The sequence below is a fragment of the Enterococcus sp. DIV1298c genome, assembly GCF_017316315.1.
Lineage (GTDB): Bacteria > Bacillota > Bacilli > Lactobacillales > Enterococcaceae > Enterococcus_B > Enterococcus_B mangumiae.
In genome coordinates, this window is sequence record NZ_JAFLWG010000014.1 from 72,959 (window position 1) to 92,319 (window position 19,361).

13 protein-coding genes and 1 other annotated feature are annotated in these 19,361 nt (G+C 39.0%); of the genes, 3 read left to right on the plus strand and 10 right to left on the minus strand.

Features of this window, described 5'->3' with window-relative positions; genetic code table 11:
- Nucleotides 1–203: 203 nt before the first annotated feature.
- The 8 genes from celB to JZO83_RS04175 form a co-directional block, all read right to left on the minus strand.
- Nucleotides 204–1,559 carry a PTS cellobiose transporter subunit IIC gene (celB, locus tag JZO83_RS04140; protein ID WP_206853936.1) on the minus strand — a complete coding sequence of 452 codons (1,356 nt, stop codon included), beginning with the start codon at nucleotides 1,557–1,559 and terminating at the stop codon, nucleotides 204–206.
- The gene (locus JZO83_RS04145) at nucleotides 1,560–2,078 is read right to left on the minus strand and encodes a hypothetical protein (RefSeq protein ID WP_206853939.1); all 519 of its coding nucleotides are present in this window, start codon (nucleotides 2,076–2,078) and stop codon (nucleotides 1,560–1,562) included.
- 21 nt (nucleotides 2,079–2,099) lie between these two features.
- Nucleotides 2,100–2,420, minus strand: a complete 321-nt coding sequence (locus tag JZO83_RS04150) for a PTS cellobiose transporter subunit IIA (protein WP_206853942.1) — start codon at nucleotides 2,418–2,420, stop codon at nucleotides 2,100–2,102.
- 12 nt (nucleotides 2,421–2,432) lie between these two features.
- Complete coding sequence (locus JZO83_RS04155) at nucleotides 2,433–4,412, minus strand: BglG family transcription antiterminator (RefSeq protein ID WP_207115055.1); 1,980 nt, start codon at nucleotides 4,410–4,412, stop codon at nucleotides 2,433–2,435.
- Between the two features lie 20 nt (nucleotides 4,413–4,432).
- Nucleotides 4,433–4,747, minus strand: coding sequence for a PTS cellobiose transporter subunit IIB (locus tag JZO83_RS04160; RefSeq protein WP_010734143.1), 315 nt, complete (start codon nucleotides 4,745–4,747; stop codon nucleotides 4,433–4,435).
- Nucleotides 4,748–4,906: 159 nt separating this feature from the next.
- Entirely contained in the window at nucleotides 4,907–7,840 is a 2,934-nt protein-coding gene (locus tag JZO83_RS04165; protein WP_207115056.1) for a hypothetical protein, read from the minus strand.
- A 549-nt stretch (nucleotides 7,841–8,389) separates the two neighbouring features.
- Nucleotides 8,390–10,804, minus strand: coding sequence for a leucine--tRNA ligase (leuS, locus tag JZO83_RS04170; protein ID WP_034689778.1), 2,415 nt, complete (start codon nucleotides 10,802–10,804; stop codon nucleotides 8,390–8,392).
- Nucleotides 10,805–10,891: 87 nt separating this feature from the next.
- Nucleotides 10,892–11,103, minus strand: a binding site (T-box leader).
- Between the two features lie 72 nt (nucleotides 11,104–11,175).
- On the minus strand, nucleotides 11,176–13,221 hold the full coding sequence (locus tag JZO83_RS04175; protein WP_207115057.1) for a LysM peptidoglycan-binding domain-containing protein: 2,046 nt from the start codon (nucleotides 13,219–13,221) through the stop codon (nucleotides 11,176–11,178).
- A 364-nt stretch (nucleotides 13,222–13,585) separates the two neighbouring features.
- Between JZO83_RS04175 and JZO83_RS04180 the strand changes: the two genes are divergently transcribed.
- From JZO83_RS04180 to JZO83_RS04190, 3 genes are read left to right on the plus strand one after another with little or no spacing between them, the layout of a single operon-like run.
- Nucleotides 13,586–14,242, plus strand: coding sequence for a phosphatase PAP2 family protein (locus JZO83_RS04180; protein WP_207115058.1), 657 nt, complete (start codon nucleotides 13,586–13,588; stop codon nucleotides 14,240–14,242).
- The gene (locus JZO83_RS04185; RefSeq protein ID WP_207115059.1) at nucleotides 14,242–15,204 is read left to right on the plus strand and encodes a TIGR01212 family radical SAM protein; all 963 of its coding nucleotides are present in this window, start codon (nucleotides 14,242–14,244) and stop codon (nucleotides 15,202–15,204) included. The genes JZO83_RS04180 and JZO83_RS04185 overlap by 1 nt, the downstream gene beginning before the upstream one ends.
- Nucleotides 15,198–15,773, plus strand: a complete 576-nt coding sequence (locus tag JZO83_RS04190; protein ID WP_207115060.1) for a class I SAM-dependent methyltransferase — start codon at nucleotides 15,198–15,200, stop codon at nucleotides 15,771–15,773. Before JZO83_RS04185 ends, JZO83_RS04190 begins: the two co-directional genes overlap by 7 nt.
- A 247-nt stretch (nucleotides 15,774–16,020) precedes the next feature.
- Here the strand turns inward: JZO83_RS04190 and JZO83_RS04195 are convergent, their stop codons facing one another.
- On the minus strand, nucleotides 16,021–16,566 hold the full coding sequence (locus tag JZO83_RS04195) for a DUF5626 family protein (RefSeq protein ID WP_207115061.1): 546 nt from the start codon (nucleotides 16,564–16,566) through the stop codon (nucleotides 16,021–16,023).
- 1,024 nt (nucleotides 16,567–17,590) lie between these two features.
- Nucleotides 17,591–19,360, minus strand: coding sequence for an ABC transporter ATP-binding protein (locus tag JZO83_RS04200; protein ID WP_207115062.1), 1,770 nt, complete (start codon nucleotides 19,358–19,360; stop codon nucleotides 17,591–17,593).
- Nucleotide 19,361: the final 1 nt, after the last annotated feature.

Below are 19,361 nucleotides of genomic sequence, written 5' to 3' on the forward strand. Positions count from 1 at the left end.
CCTCTGTATCAAGTCATTTATTACTTTGTATTTATGCCGAAGCTATGAACATCTACTCTAACAGTATACAAGGTTGTTTTTTCTAAACGCTCCATATTTTCTCGTTATTTAACATATATACTCCGCTTATCTTTCATAACACATCACAAAAAAACTCAGTGACACCCTCTCTACGAATGGTCACTGAGTTTATTAGTCTAGAATTAAGCCAATGAACCTTCTCGTGCTAATTCTGCGGCTTTTTCTTTTTCTTCAGTTAATAATTTATTGTCATAAAACTTGATGAATGGTAACCAGATGATGAAGCCAAGAATCGCACACAAGACAGCTAAGACAGCCGCTTTCCAGTCACCACCACTACCGACAAATGCACCGATCCCCACTGGTGAAGGCCACGGCATTTGCGCTAACATCGGACGAACGATTTCTAATTTGATGGCAAAATAGGCTAACGATGCCGATGCCATTGGTGCTAAGAAAAATGGCACTGCCAAGTAAGGGTTATAAACGATCGGCATACCGAAAATGATTGGTTCATTGATATTAAAGATCCCTGGGACTAATGATGCTTTCCCTAACACTTTTAATTGGTCCGATTTTGCCATGAAAGCGATAAAAATGATCAAGCCTAATGTTGCCCCAGATCCACCGACTGTTACGTAAGAGTTATTGAACTCACCGGCTAGTGGATAGTTGGCGCCTTGAGCATTTGCTGCCATGTTGGCTAACACGATCGGTGTCAAGAAGGAGGTGATGATGTTTGCCCCATGAATCCCCACGATCCATAACGCATGGATCAAGAAATAAATGACCATGATCCCGATCCACGTATTCGTCAAATTTGTTACAAAGCCAAAAGGAATCGCAATCATTTTGAAGATATCTGTGCCTAAAGCGACTAAGGTTCCATTGACAATCATGACCACAAAAGCAATCACAAACGTTGGGATCAATGCGGTAAACGAACGTGAAACCCCAGGAGGGACTACATCTGGCATTTTAATGACGAAGTTTCGTTTGACACATAGACAGTACAATTCAACTGCGATGTAGGACATGATGATTGCGGTAAAAATACCTGAAGTCCCTAGACGTTCGACAAATGCCCCCATGCGTACACCACTGACCACTGTTTCTGTATCTGTCATGCTAGAGATCAAGCTGATTTTTCCATCTGAAATGATCAACTCAGGAATACACATGAAGAAAGCAAAAACAGATAATAGCGCACCTGTTAGTGGATTGACGTTCAATCCTTGTTCATCTCTTTCGATCGAAGTTAATTCATAAGCAAATACAATAGCAAAATAAATGGATAGTATCCCCATCGTCATTGTGTTGACGATCATGTACAAATCACTGACTTTGAAGAAGGTAGCATTGAAAAATCCTTCTAAAAACGGAAATGGTAACGGCAAAATATTTAAAACTAAAAACATTGAACCTACGATCGTAAAGGGAATCGACGCCATCCCCGCAGCCATTACTGCACGTACGATCTTGAATTGTGCCACTTTCCCCATCGGTCCCATCAAATATTTCTGTAGAAAATCAAACATTTACTTACTCCCCTTTCCAAAATGTACTACACGTTCATACTCTTTGATTCGTTGATAGTGACGATCAGTATTCGCATGGATCTTATTTAAGCGTTGCTGACAAAATAGACAGATCAGTAGACCGCTTACAATGACAAAAAGGATCAATGCTTGTCCACTCGAACCTTGTGCCATAAAAGGAAATAATTCAGAATAGACAGGCGTAAAGACAGCTAATGCTAGAAACACATTGATCACCGCTTGCAAGCGAAAATAATTTCTAGTAACCGAAGCGTTATTTTTGTGTGTACGATAAAGTGCTACTTGTTCTGCGACAACTGGTAAAAGAAAGAATAATAGCCCTAATGGTAGCCAAAACAGAATACTGCTTGCAAGTAATAAAGAGACCAACCAATACAGATTGGTAAAAAAGAAACCAGCCGTCAAGTAGCGGATGATCAAGTAACGATTAAAGTACAAGACTTTCAAGCTAAACGCTTTTTTCTCTAACTCACGTTGTTTTTTCTCAGCCTCACTCATTTTCCCACCTCCATTCTTCTTTTATTTTTGATACAAATAACTCATTTCTTTGGCTACTTCCAATAAAGTCATCGTCGTCATCAGATGATCTTGTGCATGGACCATAATAATCTCCATTTCAATCTTTTGACCACTCGCATATTCTTTCAATAAATGCGTTTGTGATTTATGGGCTTCTAAAATTTCTTGATTTGCTTCATCTAGCTTATCTGCGGCTTCTGTAAAACTTTCTGCTCGTAACAAAGCAAATGCCTCGTGGATCAATGTTCGGGCATTGCCACTGTGAAAAATAATATCAAAAGCGGTCACTTGGAGCTCTTCACTCGTCATTTTCTCCGTCATCAGGACTCCTCCTTAGTAAATCATTTTCATAAATTGTTGATTAAAATTTTCAAACGTTGGTTCCGCTAAAATCAGCTCTTGCAAGTCCAAGCGGTCAATAAATTTAACAATCGCCTTTGTCACCACAGTGATGCCTTCATTTTCAATACAAGAAGGAGAAACCAGAAAGACAAAATGGATCGTTGTTTGTTCGTCCCACTGCATCCCATCAGGTATAACGCCGACGGCAATTTTGGCAGTCGCACCAACTGGGATCGCTGGATGTGGGACAACCACTTGTTCACTGAAAACGATCTGGCCCATTTTCTCACGACGTTCGATTTGGTGATACATCTCAGACGTATAATTTTCCGTTTCACCTTCTTGTAAGAGTGCTAATAAGTCAGCAATCACACCTTCTTTTGTTGGCGCGGAAGTATAGACTTTAAACCAGTCACAAGAAATCTGATCTTCATAAAATGCGATTTTTTCTTCCCTCAGTGATACGGATTCTCGTGTTTTCATCAAACAATTTGGTCGATATTCCTCGATCACTTTCCGAATCGTTTGAACATCTTGTTCGTTCAAGAAAACACTGACATGAAGGACAGGTACTTTGAAAAACATTGTTGATAAATCAATGGAAGAAATGATCAAATCCACATTTTCTAATGCTTCTTCATTGATTTCGTAATAGCCCTTCACTTGCGTCACTGCAATATTTTTTCCAAATTCACTCAACACGCGATTTTTTAACAGTTGCGCACTTCCGTAACCTGTCGCACAGATGATCAATGCCTGTAGTTTACAATCCACCTTATTTTTTTCAATTGCTGCCATTAAATGAAGTGCTAAATAGGCCCACTCATCCTCATTGATTTCATATTGATGCAAGGAAGGCATTCGACTGAAATACTGTTTCGTCAATTCAAAAGCTTCCGGATCTTCTTTCTTGATTTCCTTTGTCAACGGATTTTCCAAAGCGATTCCTCGCTCTAAACGGACCAGCATCGGTTCTAAATGATTCAATAAACCGTTTCTAAATTGATAATCTTCTACTAATGACTGACCCAAAACTTGAGCCAATTCATTAAGAACGGTCATTAGTTCTGTCACTAGTTCCTGATTCTCTCGCTGACTGTTTTGATTTGACTTTGCCATCAAGTGTAACGCTAGATAGGCGATCTCATCTTTAGGAAAACGAACCTTCATCACAAGCTCGATCCGTTTCGTAATATTCGTAGCTGCTTGATACTCCGTTTCATGAATCTCTTTTCCCGTGATTTCAGGTACTTGTATCTCAAAACCAGCTCGCATTCGCTTGATTGCCAATGCTAAATGTAACGCTAAATTTTGTATCACAAAATCGGACACCTTCAATTTGGATTCACGAATCTCGTCCAAGATGACGATCACTAATTCTTCAAAATTGATTTCCTTGAAAAATTGACTGTTACCGAGATATTCTTTTAAAGAATTGGTATACTTATTTCCAAAAAAGGTATCCATGATCACATGTCGCTTGTCCTGTTCTTGACCCTCGATCCACATTCCCTGCTTATGTTTCGACACAATTTTCAACGAATATTCGGCGATCTTCTCTTTGATTTCTTGGATATCATTCACTAAACTCGAACGGCTGATATATAACTCTTCTGCCAAATCATCGATCACGATTGCGCGATCTTCCAAAAGTAGTTTATTTAAAATGTACTTTTTTCGATCTTCTGAACCATAAAACTCAGTCACCTGATCACCATATTCGACAGTTACTTCTCGTTGCTTTAAAAACAGGGCAAAAGCAAGCTTGTTGATGATCTCTAGTTGATACCCTTGCCCTTGCTTGGCGATGAGTCTTCCGCCATTGTTTTCGATCACTTCATTCAATGTTTTTAAATAGTTTCGAATCGTACGGTCAGATAATAATAATTCAGAAGCGAGGTACTGGCTCGTGAGGTATTCTCCTTGATGATCAATCAATTGCCGCAATAACTCTTTTTCTGTTTGTTTCATTATTATCTTCCCCTATTCGTCTATATATTTTCCTCAATCAGCTCCGCTAATTTTTGGATACCTGTAGGGATAGGAACATACGCTTGGAATGGTATACTTACGACCGGTTTCCCTACTGTTTTTCCTAGTTTAACAAATTTATCCAAGTACATTGTGGTTTGAGGACTGATCAAGAACAAATCGAAATCACTTGTCTTGATTTGGTTGTCCCCTTCAGTTGCAGAAACCGCATCAACAAATACTTCTTCCCCTTTTCCTTTAAAATATTCTGTTGTTTTTGATGCCATCATCGAAGAAGACATTCCTGCGGCACAAATAATCAATGCTTTTTTCATTACGATCACTCCTCTAATTTTTTAATTGGATTTCTTACATTCACTATAAAATGAAATCGCTTTCTTTTCAAAATAGATTTTTCCGTAGCGTTTAGGAAAATAGTTATAAGATTACATACAAAAAAGAAGTCACACAGTTGTGCAACTTCTTCTTATCAATTACTGCGCATGGAAATTCAAACGCATACTGTAGATTGGATTCAAGGGATCATCCAAGCCTTCAAAATCAAAGTTTTCACCAACTGTGCCAAATAATGAGAAGGAGAAAGAAGTACTATGCCCTTCGATCGTTCCTAATTCTCTGCGGTTATTGAGGTTTTTTCCTGATGAGATCAACATGACTTGATTGTCATTCAAATTGTTTTTTACCCCAAGATCGATTTCTGTTAGTTTTTCCGTAGCGGATTGACTAACGACCGAACTCACTGACACTTGGACTGCTCGTTCCGCATTGTTTTGGATCTGATATGTTGGTGAGACGATACCATTGCTTTCTTTACTTTCTGCAAAGGATACGTTCACAGGAATCGTCACATCAATGTACTCGGACGTATCTTCTAGAATCGTGACTTGACTGTTCAGTGTCCGAACATTGCCCGCTTGGTCTGTTAAGGTGATCGTTACACCATGATCGCCTACCGCTAAATCTGCAAATACGGCATTATTTTCATACGCAACTTCGACTTGAATATCTGGTGACAATGACCAATTATCAGTTGGATCCCCATCTAGAAATTCACGAGCATCTGGTACTGTTTGTCCTTTTGTGAACACTAACGGATCTTTTAATGTTCCGTCCGGAGCTGTGGTATCCACTATCTTTGGCATGGTATTTTTAAAGGTATATTCATTCCCAGCTTCATCGGTTGCTGTGATGTCCATCGGATGGTATTCACTCGGTGAATTCGGAGATAAATTAAACAAGTGTCGCTGATTTTCTAACTGAATATTTTCTAATTCCGTCCAATTATCCGTTAAATTAGTGATCAAGGAACGCAATTCTTCTTGAGTAAAATCTCGATGACGACTGGCTTCAAACACAGTCCAAATTTCTTTGACATTTCCTGTCGGCGCTTGCGTATCGACCACTCGATAGTTGACTGGATATTCCGTTTGATTCCCTCGGATATCTTGCAAACGAACATTTGCGTCATAGATGGTCGTCGAAGGTGCCACATTGACGACACTCACTACATCTCCGAACGTATTTCGTAAAGAAATATCGATTTGATCGGTGGCCGTCGTATTATCTAGTGGGTCTTCAGTAAAGAACTGCAATAACTCTTCCCTTGTCAATTCATTACTTCTTCGTGCTTGAAAATCAACAGGTGTCGTAACGACATTTCCTGTTGGTCCTTCGTTGTCTAGTTTAAATTTGACTTCTTGTAAATTTGATTGATTTCCTTGCTCATCTTCTAAACGAATATAACCTGTCTGAATAGCATCTGATGGTTTTAAATTTTGTAGGTTTATCACTGTGCCATTATCGTCAACGAGTTGAATGATGATATTTTTTGGTAAGGTCCAGTTATCATCAAGATCATCATTCAAAAACTGCATGAGCTCTGTTCGTGAAGGAATCTCTGTTGTCACTTCAGAAAGATCGATCGTTTCTGTTTTTACCGTTCCTGTTGGGGCTAATGTATCGACAATATTGATTTTTATTGATGAAACATAGCCATTATTTGATGATTCATCCGTAATGGTAAATCCATCTTCAAAAACTGTACCAGGTCTTAACTCAGATAAGTTCTGTTTATAACTCACCTTTATATTTTCTGGATATGACCAATTATCACTAAGCGTATTGATTGCAGATCGGAACTCTTCTTGAGTGAAATCACGATGTCGATTCGCTTGGATGGATGTCCACGCCGTTTTTGCTGTTCCAATAGGAGCTTCTGTATCTACAACTGTCACGTTTGTCCAAAATTGCAGAGGGTCTGCGGATGAATTTTTATCATGAAGATACACTGGTATTTTATCCTTGTAACCAGGATACCAGCCATTTCCAATACTAATCGTGGAATAACCCCAACTACCTGTACTTGGTAATGTATGAAACCAGCTTTTGATGATCGCTTCAGGGAGATTCTGATTTCTCGTAGCCTGAACTGTCACATTTTCATAAACATCAGCTGAAGCAACTGGATTGATGGTCAAGCGTCCAATTGTTTCCCCTGTATAATTGAGCTCCTTCACTTTCCTAGGTGTAGCAATATTTTCATACTGCGTTGCGACAACCGTTGAACCTAGCACGACATTTCCACGAATATCTAATGATATCGCTGTATTTCCTGTTTGTTTTCGTGTAACTGTGAAATTGATGCTTGCGGTATAGTTAGAATTCTTTGTCACTGTTGCAGAAACCTCAACAGCCGAATTACTTGATACTATATTGCCCAAATTATAAGTATTTTGGTGAGTTGAATGATTGCCATAGTACATCTGCGTGTAAAATTCGTCTGGCATTCCTGCAGGACTGTCTGTCGCAATTGACGAAATCCATCCATTACTGCCATTCGTTCTTTCAACTAAAGAATGTGTCGGTACAGTGACTGCGAATGTTGTGGATGAACCTGCAGCTGTATTTAAATCGATTGTTCGATTAATGGCATTTTGTAAGATATTTTCTAGATATGAGCTTCTACCGTGATTAGTTAACTGTCTGACATTTTCTGTAGATAAATTCAATCGTCCCAAATAGGCAGATAAAAGACTTTCATCAAGTGGTGGGACTTCTTGTGTTTCTACTGTTTCTACTGTCTCCAATATCTCCTCTGCCACTTCTTCTTGTGATTCAGGAATGTTCGGTACTTCTGGTAGTTCTTCGTGAATCATTTGTTCTTGTTCTTCGACCACTTCAGTGGTCGTTTCAGACGAGTTGCTTTCTGGTTGCTCTTCGTGAATCATTTGTTCTTGTTCTTCGACCACTTCGGTGGTCGCTTCAGACAAGTGGCTTTCTGGTTGCTCTTGTGTAATCTCTGCACTAGTTGTCGGTTCATTTTCTATGGCCATTACTACTGAAGGCAGCAACACATGTTGAAACAATAGAAATGACGCAGCGATAATTCTTATTTTTTTTGCTTTCAAAGCTTCTCTCCTCTCTCTTATTTTTTGACAATACATTTCGTCATCGATCTTTTATGGATAAAAAGAGCGTTATAAATAATCGTCTAAAACAATCTACTTGATCGTCAGTTCTCTGCAAAGTACACCTGTAAATAAAAGATATGTAGTTAGCTCAGGTCCCTTCACAAAAGCAAGATCATGTATATGAAATCGATCATCCACTCCTCTCTACAAAGTAAAAAATATATATGTCCTATAGATATTATCTATAATTTCCAAATACTAATAAAATCTTTTTTTACCATTAGCAAGGTAAAAAAATACTCCACACATTAACTCTAATTGATAACTATTGTTTTCCGACTTTATATTTTACTTATTTTCACTAGATTGCTTACTATTTCTTGAACAAAAGGAGTTAACTAGATAGAGTAAAAATGAGCGAGCATCACTGACAATAATATTTCCCTCAAAAAGAAATTTATAAAAAACCACATTCTCATGAAATCTAAATGATTTTCATGCGAATGTGGCATCTCATTTTTATACTTTTTTATTAATGCTTACTTATTAATTTGCGACGATGTTGACTAATTTATTGGGAACCACGATCACTTTTCTGATTGTTTTTCCTTCTAATTGTTCTTTGATGCTATCATCGTCCATCGCTGTTTTTTCTAGTTCTTCTTTTGATAAGTCACGTGCAACACTGGCTTTTGCACGAACTTTTCCATTGATTTGGAAGACGACTTCTACTTCATCTTCAATCAAAGCAGCTTCATCATAAGTTGGCCATGGTGCATAAGAAAGATCTTGTTCATTGCCTAAGATCGCCCATAGCTCTTCCCCAATATGAGGAGCGATTGGTGCTAGCAATTGAACGAAGCCTTCGATATATTCATAAGGTAAGGCATCGACTTTATATGCTTCATTGACAAAGACCATCAATTGAGAAATCGCTGTATTGAAATGTAGATTTTCGTAATCTTCTGTGACTTTTTTAACTGTTTGGTGATATACTTTGTCAAGTTTACCGTCATTCAGTGTCGTGATCCGATCACGCATTTTATTGTTTTCGTCCACGATCAAGCGCCAAACACGATCTAAGAATTTACGGCTACCTTCTAATCCATTTTCACTCCAAGCAATCGATGCGTCTAATGGGCCCATGAACATTTCGTAGAGACGTAACGTATCCGCACCATATGCTTCTACGACATCGTCAGGATTGACGACATTGCCACGAGATTTAGACATTTTTTCGTTGTTTTCTCCAAGGATCATTCCTTGATTGAACAATTTTTCAAAAGGCTCTTTTGTTGGTACCACGCCAATATCGTAAAGGAATTTATGCCAGAAGCGAGCATACAATAGGTGAAGTACCGCATGTTCTGCCCCACCGATATAAATATCTACTGGTAACCATCGTTCTAGTTTTTCATAGTTAGCTAATTCTTTTTTATTATGTGGATCGATATAGCGTAGGTAATACCATGAGCTTCCTGCCCATTGTGGCATCGTATTCGTTTCACGACGGCCTTTTTTACCTGTTTTAGGATCAACGACATTGACCCACTCGTCAATGTTTGCTAATGGTGACTCCCCTGTGCCACTTGGTTGGATATTGCTTGTTTTTGGTAAACGTAGTGGTAATTCTTCTTCTGCTACTGTTGTCACTGTGCCGTCTTCCCAATGGATGATTGGGATTGGTTCTCCCCAATAACGTTGACGAGAAAATAACCAATCACGCAAGCGATAGCTGACTTCTTTTTTCCCAACGCCATGTTCTTCCAACCATTGATTCATCGCATCGATGGCTTCTTTTTTATTCAATCCGTTCAAGAAATCAGAATTGATATGCGCACCATCTTCTGTGTAGGCAGCTGTTGAAGTATCGCCACCTTCGATGACTGGTAAGATTTCTAGATCAAACGCTTGTGCAAACTCGTAATCACGTTCATCATGTGCCGGTACTGCCATGATCGCACCTGTGCCATAAGAAGCTAACACATAATCAGCGATCCAGATAGGGATTTCCTTACCATTTACTGGGTTGATCGCATACGCCCCTGTAAATACGCCGGTTTTTTCTTTAGCAAGATCTGTTCGTTTAAGATCTGATTTTTTCGCTGTCTCTGCGATATACGCTTCGACTGCTTCTTTTTGTTCTGGAGTTGTGATCTCACGAACTAAGTCTAGCTCTGGTGCTAGCACAGAGTAGGTTGCCCCAAATAACGTATCTGGACGTGTGGTAAAGACCGTATATTCTTTGTCTGTGCCAGCCACTTTAAACGTGATATTTGCTCCGACTGAACGACCGATCCAGTTACGTTGCATTTCTTTGATGCTTTCGGGCCAATCCACAAGCTCGAGGTCATCGATCAAACGATCTGCATAAGCGGTGATTTTCAGCATCCATTGACGCATTGGTTTGCGGATGACATCATAGCCACCACGTTCACTTTTGCCGTCGATCACTTCTTCGTTTGAGATCACTGTACCTAGTTCAGGTACCCAGTTCACTGCTACTTCTGCTTCATAGGCTAACCCTTTTTCATATAATTTAGTAAAGATCCATTGTGTCCACTTGTAGTATTCTGGATCTGTCGTATTTACTTCCCGGTTCCAATCGTAACTAAAACCAAGTGAATTGATTTGGCGACGGAACGTTTCGATATTTTTTTGCGTAAATTCCGCTGGGTCATTTCCTGTATCTAACGCATACTGTTCTGCGGGTAGACCAAACGCATCCCACCCCATTGGATGTAGTACGTTGAAGCCTTGGCTACGTTTGAAACGAGCAAGGATATCTGTCGCGGTATACCCTTCTGGATGTCCGACATGCAGTCCTTGTCCTGATGGATACGGGAACATATCCAACGCATAGAATTTTGGTTTGTCCGGTTCATCATGCGTATTGAAAGTATTGTTTTTTGCCCAATATTTTTGCCATTTCTTTTCGATTTCCTTGTGATTATAGCTCATCTTGAACCTCCTGTTTTGATGTAGTGACCTATCCTGTAGTCCCTGCCCACGAAAAAACAAAAAAATCCTATAAAAAGATTGCTCTTTTTATAGGACGTAATCTACGTGGTACCACCTAATTTTGCCTTGCTAAACAAGACCTTGAACGTTGTAACGGTCGTCACCGCCTCTGCTTACTGGAAGAAATCGTTCAGCAGGTGCAACTCAAAGGCGAGTTCAAAAGCGTCCGTACACATTTTCACCAACCATGTGCTCTCTATAACTTTCGACTTTTTACTACTTCCTTTTCAAACGTTGAACAACTAAATTTTTAGTAGCTTCATAGTAACAAATATTAGCGAATCCTTCAACTATTATTTCAGTTGAAGCGATTATTTTGCAACGATCAAGCTTTGACCTGGGTAGATGAAGTTATTTTGGATGTTATTCCATTCGATCAATTGTGCCATTGTAATACCATGGCTATCTGCCACGCCCCAAACGGATTCTCCAGCTTTCACCGTATAACGTTTGCCCTCATTAGAAGTAGGCGCTACTGTTGTATTGCCTTTTTTCACGATCACTTTTTGACCTGGATAAATGAAATTGTTTTTGATGTTGTTCCATTCGATCAATTGATCCATCGTGATTCCATGTTTATTGGCTACACCCCACACAGATTCACCGGCTTTAACTGTATAGATCGTATCACCAGACGTTGATGTGTTTGTCGCTGCTGACGTATTTGGTGTACTTGGTGTTGGTGTCGCTGTCGGTGTTGTCGTCGGCGTAGCCGCTGGTGTCGCTGTGCTGCCACCTTTTACGATCAGTTTTTGACCTGGATAGATAAAGTTGTTTTTGATATTGTTCCATTCGATCAATTGGTTCATCGAAATACCGTTTTTATTTGCTACACTCCACACAGATTCTCCAGCTTTGACCGTATAAGTCCCTGAGCCTTGGCTTGCTGTATTTGATGTAGTTGTGTTGTTAGCAGGTGTTGAAGTTGTCGTATTCGTTGAAGCAGTACTTGAAGAACCGCCGTTTGAAACGACCAACTGCTGACCTGGATAAATAAAGTTATTCTTGATGTTGTTCCATTGGATCAACTGTGCCATTGAGATACCATGTGCATGGGAAACGCCCCAGACAGAATCCCCTGCTTTGACCGTATATCTTGCACCAGAAGCTGGAGTACCTGTACTTGGTGTTGACGGCGTTGACGGTGTTGTACTTGGTGTCGAAGGTGTGCTTACAGAAGCCCCACCATTTGAAACGATCAAGCTTTGACCTGGATAAACAAAATTATTCTTGATATTGTTCCATTGGATCAATTGCGCCATTGAGATACCATGCGCATTTGAGATGCCCCAAACAGAGTCACCTGCTTTGACTGTATAACGTGTACCAGATGAATTGTTAGTTGTCGTTCCAGCAGAACTGCTACCTGCTGAAGTCGTATTGTTTCCTGAATTTGTTGTTGAAGATCCGCCAGCTGTTCCGCCTTTGATCGTCAATTTTTGTCCTGGATAAATAAAGTTATTTTGGATATTATTCCATTCGATCAATTGTGCCATTGAGATGCCGTGTGCATTTGAGATGCCCCAAACTGAATCACCAGATTTGACTGTGTACGTCGTTGAACCAGTACTTGTACTTCCACCAGTACTTCCTGTGTTGGTACTTCCAGTGTTCGTGTTTCCTGTGTTCGTACTTCCTGTATTCCCTGGATTGATCGTATTGCCGCCGCCAGTAGTCGCTCCACCGCCTGCGTTTCCAGTTGCTGGTGTATCATATTTCGTCAAACCATACGTCATGATCAAATTGTTTAATTTTGTCGCATAGCTTGGGTCCGTCGCATAACGTCCTGTTAAGTAGGCAGTTGCATCCGTATAAGAACGTGTATTGCTCTTCCAAGCGCCCGCATAGTAGTAGCCATTACCAAATGAAGTATTTCTAAGTACATAGGCATTGTCACTAAAAGACTCTGCGAAAGAAGGATAACGACGGAATGGTTCTTTTTTCGTCACCCATTGGTTATTCAAGAATTCAAGCGTATCCATATAAACAGTTTGTCCTTGGTAGCTTCCTTTGATCCCAAATAAATTATGATACGGCGCACGTGATAATGTACTGCCTCCCCAACCACTTTCAACGACTGCTTGTGCGATCATCACTGAAGCGTATAGATCATTCGCATTAGCGATGGGTTGTGCAAATGTGGCAATTTCTGTGATAAATGCTGCGGTATTGATACGTGAATTCATTTGAATTGGCGTTTCATCAGCGTTTACAGCTACTGATTGTAGTACTGGTGCTACTGCTGAACAGCCAACCATTGCGGTTCCGACGATTGCCGCACTTCGCTTCACTTTACGGTAACGCTTTGTTTGTTCCAGACGTCTGCGTTCTTTTCGTCCTACTAATTCCTTTTGCATATACTATCCTCCGTATTTAATTACTATTATATATTCTTAACAATAATTATAACTTCTCTTAAAATTTATTAAAAGTTATTTAAGACTATTACGATGTTTTGTAATCTATATGTAATCTTTCGTAATTTTCCAGTTTTGCGCATTTGTTAACCCTTTATTTAAACGATATGAAGTTATTAAATTATATACGTCAATCTATTTTTAAAATTAAATATGTCAGTTATATTACTTTAGAGTTGCCATTACATTACAAGACGCATAACAAATCATTTTTCTTCTTCGATCTAGGTTCAAAGGAATAGAAAACTCTTGTTTTTCCTTCTTAAATAAATGCTATAATAATGGAGCATGAAGGAGGAATAAAATGAAATATAAAAAAGCCTTCCAAGTTTCAGCCGCAAGCTTTTTCTTGCTTTTTTTAGCTTTGAGTCTGCTTGTCTTATTTCGCGTTGAACGATTATCTGATTTTGATCAGACGTTGACCCATTGGATACGTATCCCTTATCCTGACTGGAATCCATTTCAGCGCTTTATCACGACATTTGGAAATGCCACAACGGTGATTTTAGTATTCGCTTTAGTTGCCTTTTGGCTATGGTTCAAGAAAAAAAGAAAAGAACTCTATTGGTTCGTCTTCAATTTTGTACTAGTTGCCGGGATCTTCAACCCACTGATCAAACTATTGGTGATGCGTGATCGCCCAAGTCTGCAACATTTAGTTGTCGAAACGACCTACAGTTATCCAAGTGGACATGCCGCCACAAGTATGATCTTATATGGCACCTTGATTTTTTTGATGTCTTCGTTGATCAAGACGAAAGAATGGGTTTGGATGATCCAAGTATTATTAGGCGTACTGATTTTAAGCATTGGCGCTAGTCGTGTGTATCTAGGGGTCCATTATCCGAGTGATATCCTTGGTGGATATAGCTTGAGTCTTTTCTGGTTATGCTTGTCTTATCCTTGGTATGTCCAACAACGTTTACCGTTTTTACATTCAAACAGAAAGAGGGATTACTAATGGATTTTCCTTATGCAGAAGGAAATAAACGATACCATTCGTGGAATTATGCGTTACGTCATGAGTTTGGTGGAAAAATTTTTAAAGTACCGATCGACGGTGGTTTTGATTGTCCCAATCGTGACGGTACAGTGGCTCATGGCGGATGTACGTTTTGTAGTGTTTCGGGATCTGGTGATATGATCGTTGCCCCAGAAGATCCCTTGCCTATCCAATTTCAAAAAGAAATCGATATGATGCACAAAAAATGGCCACAAGTGGACCAATACATCGTTTACTTTCAAAATTTCACGAACACACATGCACCTGTTGAAGTTATCCGTGAACGCTTTGAACAAGTCATCAACTTGCCTGGTGTTGTTGGGCTATCGATTGGTACCCGACCAGATTGCTTGCCTGATGAAGTCGTGGATTACTTAGCTGAATTGAATCAACGTTTATACTTATGGGTAGAATTGGGCTTACAAACGACTTATGAAGAAACCTCCGTCTTGATCAATCGGGCACATGATTATCAAACGTACCTTGACGGTGTAGCGAAACTACGGAAACACAACATACGCGTATGTACGCATTTAATCAACGGTTTACCGGGAGAATCATTGGATATGATGCGGGAAAATGTCCGACGAACGATCTTAGATTCTGATATCCAAGGAATCAAACTACACTTGATGCACTTGATGCGTAAAACAAAAATGTTACGTGACTATCATGAGGGAAGACTGCAATTGATGAGTCGAGCCGATTATGTATCGGTCATTTGTGACCAGCTCGAAATGATTCCTCAAGAGATCATCATTCACCGTTTGACTGGTGATGCTCCGTGGGATTCATTAGTCGGTCCAATGTGGAGTTTGAAGAAGTGGGAAGTCTTGAATGCGATCGATGAGGAAATGATTCGGCGCAATAGCTACCAAGGGAAATATGATATTCGAAAAGGAGTCAAAAGCGGATGTTGAAAACGGCACTGCATTTTAGTCATACGCTATTGGAAGAGATCATTCAACCGGGTGATCATGTAATTGATGCCACGATGGGCAATGGACACGATACTGTATTTCTTGCGGAAAAAGTTGGACGAACTGGTCAAGTGTATAGTTTTGATATCCAAAAACAAGCACTCGAAGCCACCCAGCAAAAATTGATAGAAAATGATCTGACGGAACGAGCAACCTTGTTTTTACAAGGACATGAAACGATCGCTGAGGTCATTCCTGAACAACAGCTAATCAAAGCCGGCATCTTCAACTTAGGCTATTTGCCTAAAAGTGATAAATCGATCATCACACTACCTGACACAACAAAAACAGCGATGAATGAGATCTTAAAACGACTCGTCCCACAAGGTCGCATGATCATTGTCGTTTATTATGGACATGAAGGTGGCGAAGCAGAACTAGATATGGTCCAAAGTTTTTGCCAAGCATTACCCCAAGAACAATTCAACGTTTTGAATTATCAATTTATCAACCAAAAAAACAATCCACCGATCTTGTATTGTATCGAGAAAAAGAAAGTACGTAACTAACTTTATACTACGAATAAAAACCTCCTTATCTCCCAGTATGTTACAACTGAGAAGATAAAGAGGTTTTTCATTTTTTAGCAGGCCCCTAACTATCAATTAGAATCCTATCTTCTTAATGACCCTCACTTAATCACGTTTGACCTATGATTTGGTGAAATACTGTTTTAGCACACGAATGATCAATATTGTTATGCCTACTGCCAAAATAAAACTGATGATGGCCATTATTATTCCTAAAGTCCCCATCCTATTTAACAGTTACGACCAAATTATTTGAGCTATTAATTGATGCTCTTAACCAGCCACTCCATCCGCCAAAATCCCATATCGGAGTTCCAAACTCGAAATAATAAGTTGCTTGTTTTGTGCTATCTCTTTTCAATGAACTAGATTTTACACTAACCCCCAAATGATAGTACCAAGGATCATAAGCACTACTAATACTATTGCTACTTACTCTAATATTAAATCCGCAATTAAAAATTACTGAATAATAATAGATGTTCCATACTCCATTACCTAAACGTAAATGGTTATCAAACACTGGTTCAGCAACAATTTTCGCTATTGTACCACTTGCCAAATGCATCTCTTTAGTCTGTACCATGTTTTTTGATAAGTCAAATTCTACTACACTACCTCCTTCTTCTTTTACAAGAACGGTAGAATCATCTGCTTCTACTAGCGGTTGCGCTTCTACAATTTTAGTTGGCATGAAAAATATCAATATCAGAGTGATTGCTATAACACTAATCAAATCGATCACTTTACTAAATTGCTTTTCTCTCCACATCTTAAGTTCCCTTCTTTCTTTATCACATTTTTCATTTTTACTGCATGGAACATTTCCAACTACTCCTACTAACGCTCAAACTAGATTTAGTTTCCTCCTCCTCATTTTTATATTTATATAAGTATGACATGCAGTCTTCATATTTATATGCAAGTGAAGTTAGGATGAGTTCATTATGCATGGGCATACAACTAAATGATGTATTAATAGTTATTCTTCTATAATTAATTATATCAACTTTAGAATATCGGGAAATTTTTCTTTTTTCTTTAAAAAAAAATTTCATACTATATATTCTCTGATTTATTTTTATAAAAAAACTACCTCACCTCAATAAACGAATAGCCACCTCATCTAAAATTGGAGATTTCAAATGTGCTATAAAATTATTTCGGTCTGTTTCGGACAAGGGAAGTAAGATGTACTCATGAATCTATTCTTTGATTTTATCTTTGTAATCACGGCAGAAGTAACCGCTCATTACATCTGCAAATGGTTTGATTGTAGAATTGCCAAAAAAAGACAGTAAGCCTACCCGTTAATTCCTATTGAAACGTAAAAGAAACCCACTAGCCCGCCAGCTAGTGGGTTTTGGTCGTAATATGAACCTGTTCTTTGTTGAATAAATTATACTATAATACAATTAATATTCCAGTGTGTCTGTGTATTTAGAATAGAAATTCATCGTCACTTCTATTGATCAAACGATTATCATGAGGAATACTTGACTAAGTTCTTTTTATTTTGCATAGTGATGATTTCTAAAATCATTGACCTGACTTAATAAGAAATCACAGATTCACTTTCTAATAACTGAAAACTATTTGCCATAACTTTTGTTACATAAGTACGGGAGCCTTGCTAATTTTTCAAGGTTCATGTTTGGATTCATCCAAACACGCCAATCAGACTGCATGACATGAAAAACACCAAACCAAGGGCTTCTTGATTTGGTGTTTTTCGACTTCCATTTGAACATTCGTTACACAATGACGGGAGTGAGACATTCGTTCTCTCCCACCACCTATTCAAACACAAACTGATTATGATACAACTCTGCATAAAAGCCATCTTCTGCTAATAATTGATGATGGTTTCCTTCTTCGATCACTTTACCATCACGTAAAACAACGATGCGATCAGCGTTCAAGATCGTTTTCAAGCGATGGGCGATCACGAAACTTGTTCGACCTTTAATCGCTTCATCCATTGCTTTTTGGATTCTTGCTTCAGTTACTGTATCCACGTTACTTGTTGCTTCATCTAAAATCAATAGGTCTGGATTCGTGATGATTGTTCGCGCGATACTGATCAATTGCTTTTGCCCCGTACTGAACAAATTATTTTCTTCAGAGACGTGGGTATCATAGCCATGTTCGAGCGTCTGGATAAAGTCATGGATATTTGCTTGTTTCGCTGCGCTAACTACTTCTTCATCCGTTGCATCTGGTTTACCAAAGACAATATTGTCTCGGATCGTGCCAGAAAATAGAACGGATTCTTGTAGAACGATGCCGACATGTCGACGCAATTCGTCTAAATCATACTCGCGGATATCTGTTCCGTCAATGCTCACAGAGCCACCGTTCACATCATAGAAGCGATTCAACAAGTTCATGATCGTTGTCTTACCTGAACCAGTTGGGCCTACTAAAGCAACCATCTCGCCTTTATTCACATCAATGGAAACATCATTTAAGACTAATTTCTCTGGACTATAGCCAAAATCAACATTCGTCAATGATAAGCCCTTTTCGATCCCCGCAAACGGTTTGCCGTTTTGTGGTTTCACTTCATCTTTTTCAGCAAACATTTCATTCAGTCTTCGCGCTCCAGTGATCGCTAACTGGATCATACTGTAGCCAGAAGAAATTTGCATCAATGGTTGATAATATTGTTGGGAATATTGGACGAAAGTAACTACTAATCCTAGCGCTACTGAACGTTCCAAATCACCATTCAACGCTAACCAGCCACCAAAGAAGATCACGATCGCTGTGTTGACTAAAGACATACCTTGCATCATTGGGAAAAGTAACCCTGAGTATGCTTGTCCTTTAAATGTTGCTTCACGAACAGTTTGATTATGAGCTAAGAAACCTTCGATCGTTTCTTCTTGCAGACCATTCGTGATGATCACGCGTTGCCCACTGATCTTTTCATCCATATAACCATTCAATTTACCGACTTCATCTTGTTGGATATCGACATATTTGCGGGCTTTTTGAATGACTAGGACAGCAATCAAAATCGCGACCGGTGTAGAAGCAATCGTCGCCCAAGCAAGTTGGACATTTTGGCGGAACATCATGATCAAGATACCAACTAATAGAACCGCATTCGTGATCACTTGAAGAAGTGCTTGGTTCAAACTATTTTGGATATTATCCAAATCACTAGTGAAGCGACTAAGAATCTCCCCATCTTGATGGGAATCAAAAAAGCGGATCGTTAATTTTTCTAATTTATTGAATAGACCAATACGCATCCGGTTCGTTGATTTCCCAACCACTTGTGTAAATAAAATACTGTAAATAAAATTTGTCGCACTGGCTAAAACATAAAACATCAAAAGCTTCCAAATAATCGAAAGGAAATTGCTTTTATCATCGACACCTTGCATCAAAGCAGTAATATAATTTGCTAATTCTTGGAAAGCTTCCCCGATATATTGAGGTGCTTTTACTTGTAAGTAAGTTGCTGCAATCACAGTAATAAAGATAAAGAAGAAGGAAACCTTGTACCGCTTTAAATAATGATAGAAAAACTTACTTGCTTTAATCAAATCAGTCATG

Bases quoted from the DNA above. Each gene is read 5' to 3' on its own strand.
- JZO83_RS04200 (WP_207115062.1), bottom strand. From the start codon at position 19,360: ATGACTGATTTGATTAAAGCAAGTAAGTTTTTCTATCATTATTTAAAG.
- JZO83_RS04160 (WP_010734143.1), bottom strand. From the start codon at position 4,747: ATGAAAAAAGCATTGATTATTTGTGCCGCAGGAATGTCTTCTTCGATG.
- JZO83_RS04190 (WP_207115060.1), top strand. From the start codon at position 15,198: ATGTTGAAAACGGCACTGCATTTTAGTCATACGCTATTGGAAGAGATC.
- JZO83_RS04180 (WP_207115058.1), top strand. From the start codon at position 13,586: ATGAAATATAAAAAAGCCTTCCAAGTTTCAGCCGCAAGCTTTTTCTTG.
- celB (WP_206853936.1), bottom strand. From the start codon at position 1,559: ATGTTTGATTTTCTACAGAAATATTTGATGGGACCGATGGGGAAAGTG.
- JZO83_RS04185 (WP_207115059.1), top strand. From the start codon at position 14,242: ATGGATTTTCCTTATGCAGAAGGAAATAAACGATACCATTCGTGGAAT.
- JZO83_RS04175 (WP_207115057.1), bottom strand. From the start codon at position 13,221: ATGCAAAAGGAATTAGTAGGACGAAAAGAACGCAGACGTCTGGAACAA.
- JZO83_RS04150 (WP_206853942.1), bottom strand. From the start codon at position 2,420: ATGACGGAGAAAATGACGAGTGAAGAGCTCCAAGTGACCGCTTTTGAT.
- JZO83_RS04195 (WP_207115061.1), bottom strand. From the start codon at position 16,566: ATGTGGAGAGAAAAGCAATTTAGTAAAGTGATCGATTTGATTAGTGTT.
- JZO83_RS04145 (WP_206853939.1), bottom strand. From the start codon at position 2,078: ATGAGTGAGGCTGAGAAAAAACAACGTGAGTTAGAGAAAAAAGCGTTT.
- JZO83_RS04155 (WP_207115055.1), bottom strand. From the start codon at position 4,412: ATGAAACAAACAGAAAAAGAGTTATTGCGGCAATTGATTGATCATCAA.
- leuS (WP_034689778.1), bottom strand. From the start codon at position 10,804: ATGAGCTATAATCACAAGGAAATCGAAAAGAAATGGCAAAAATATTGG.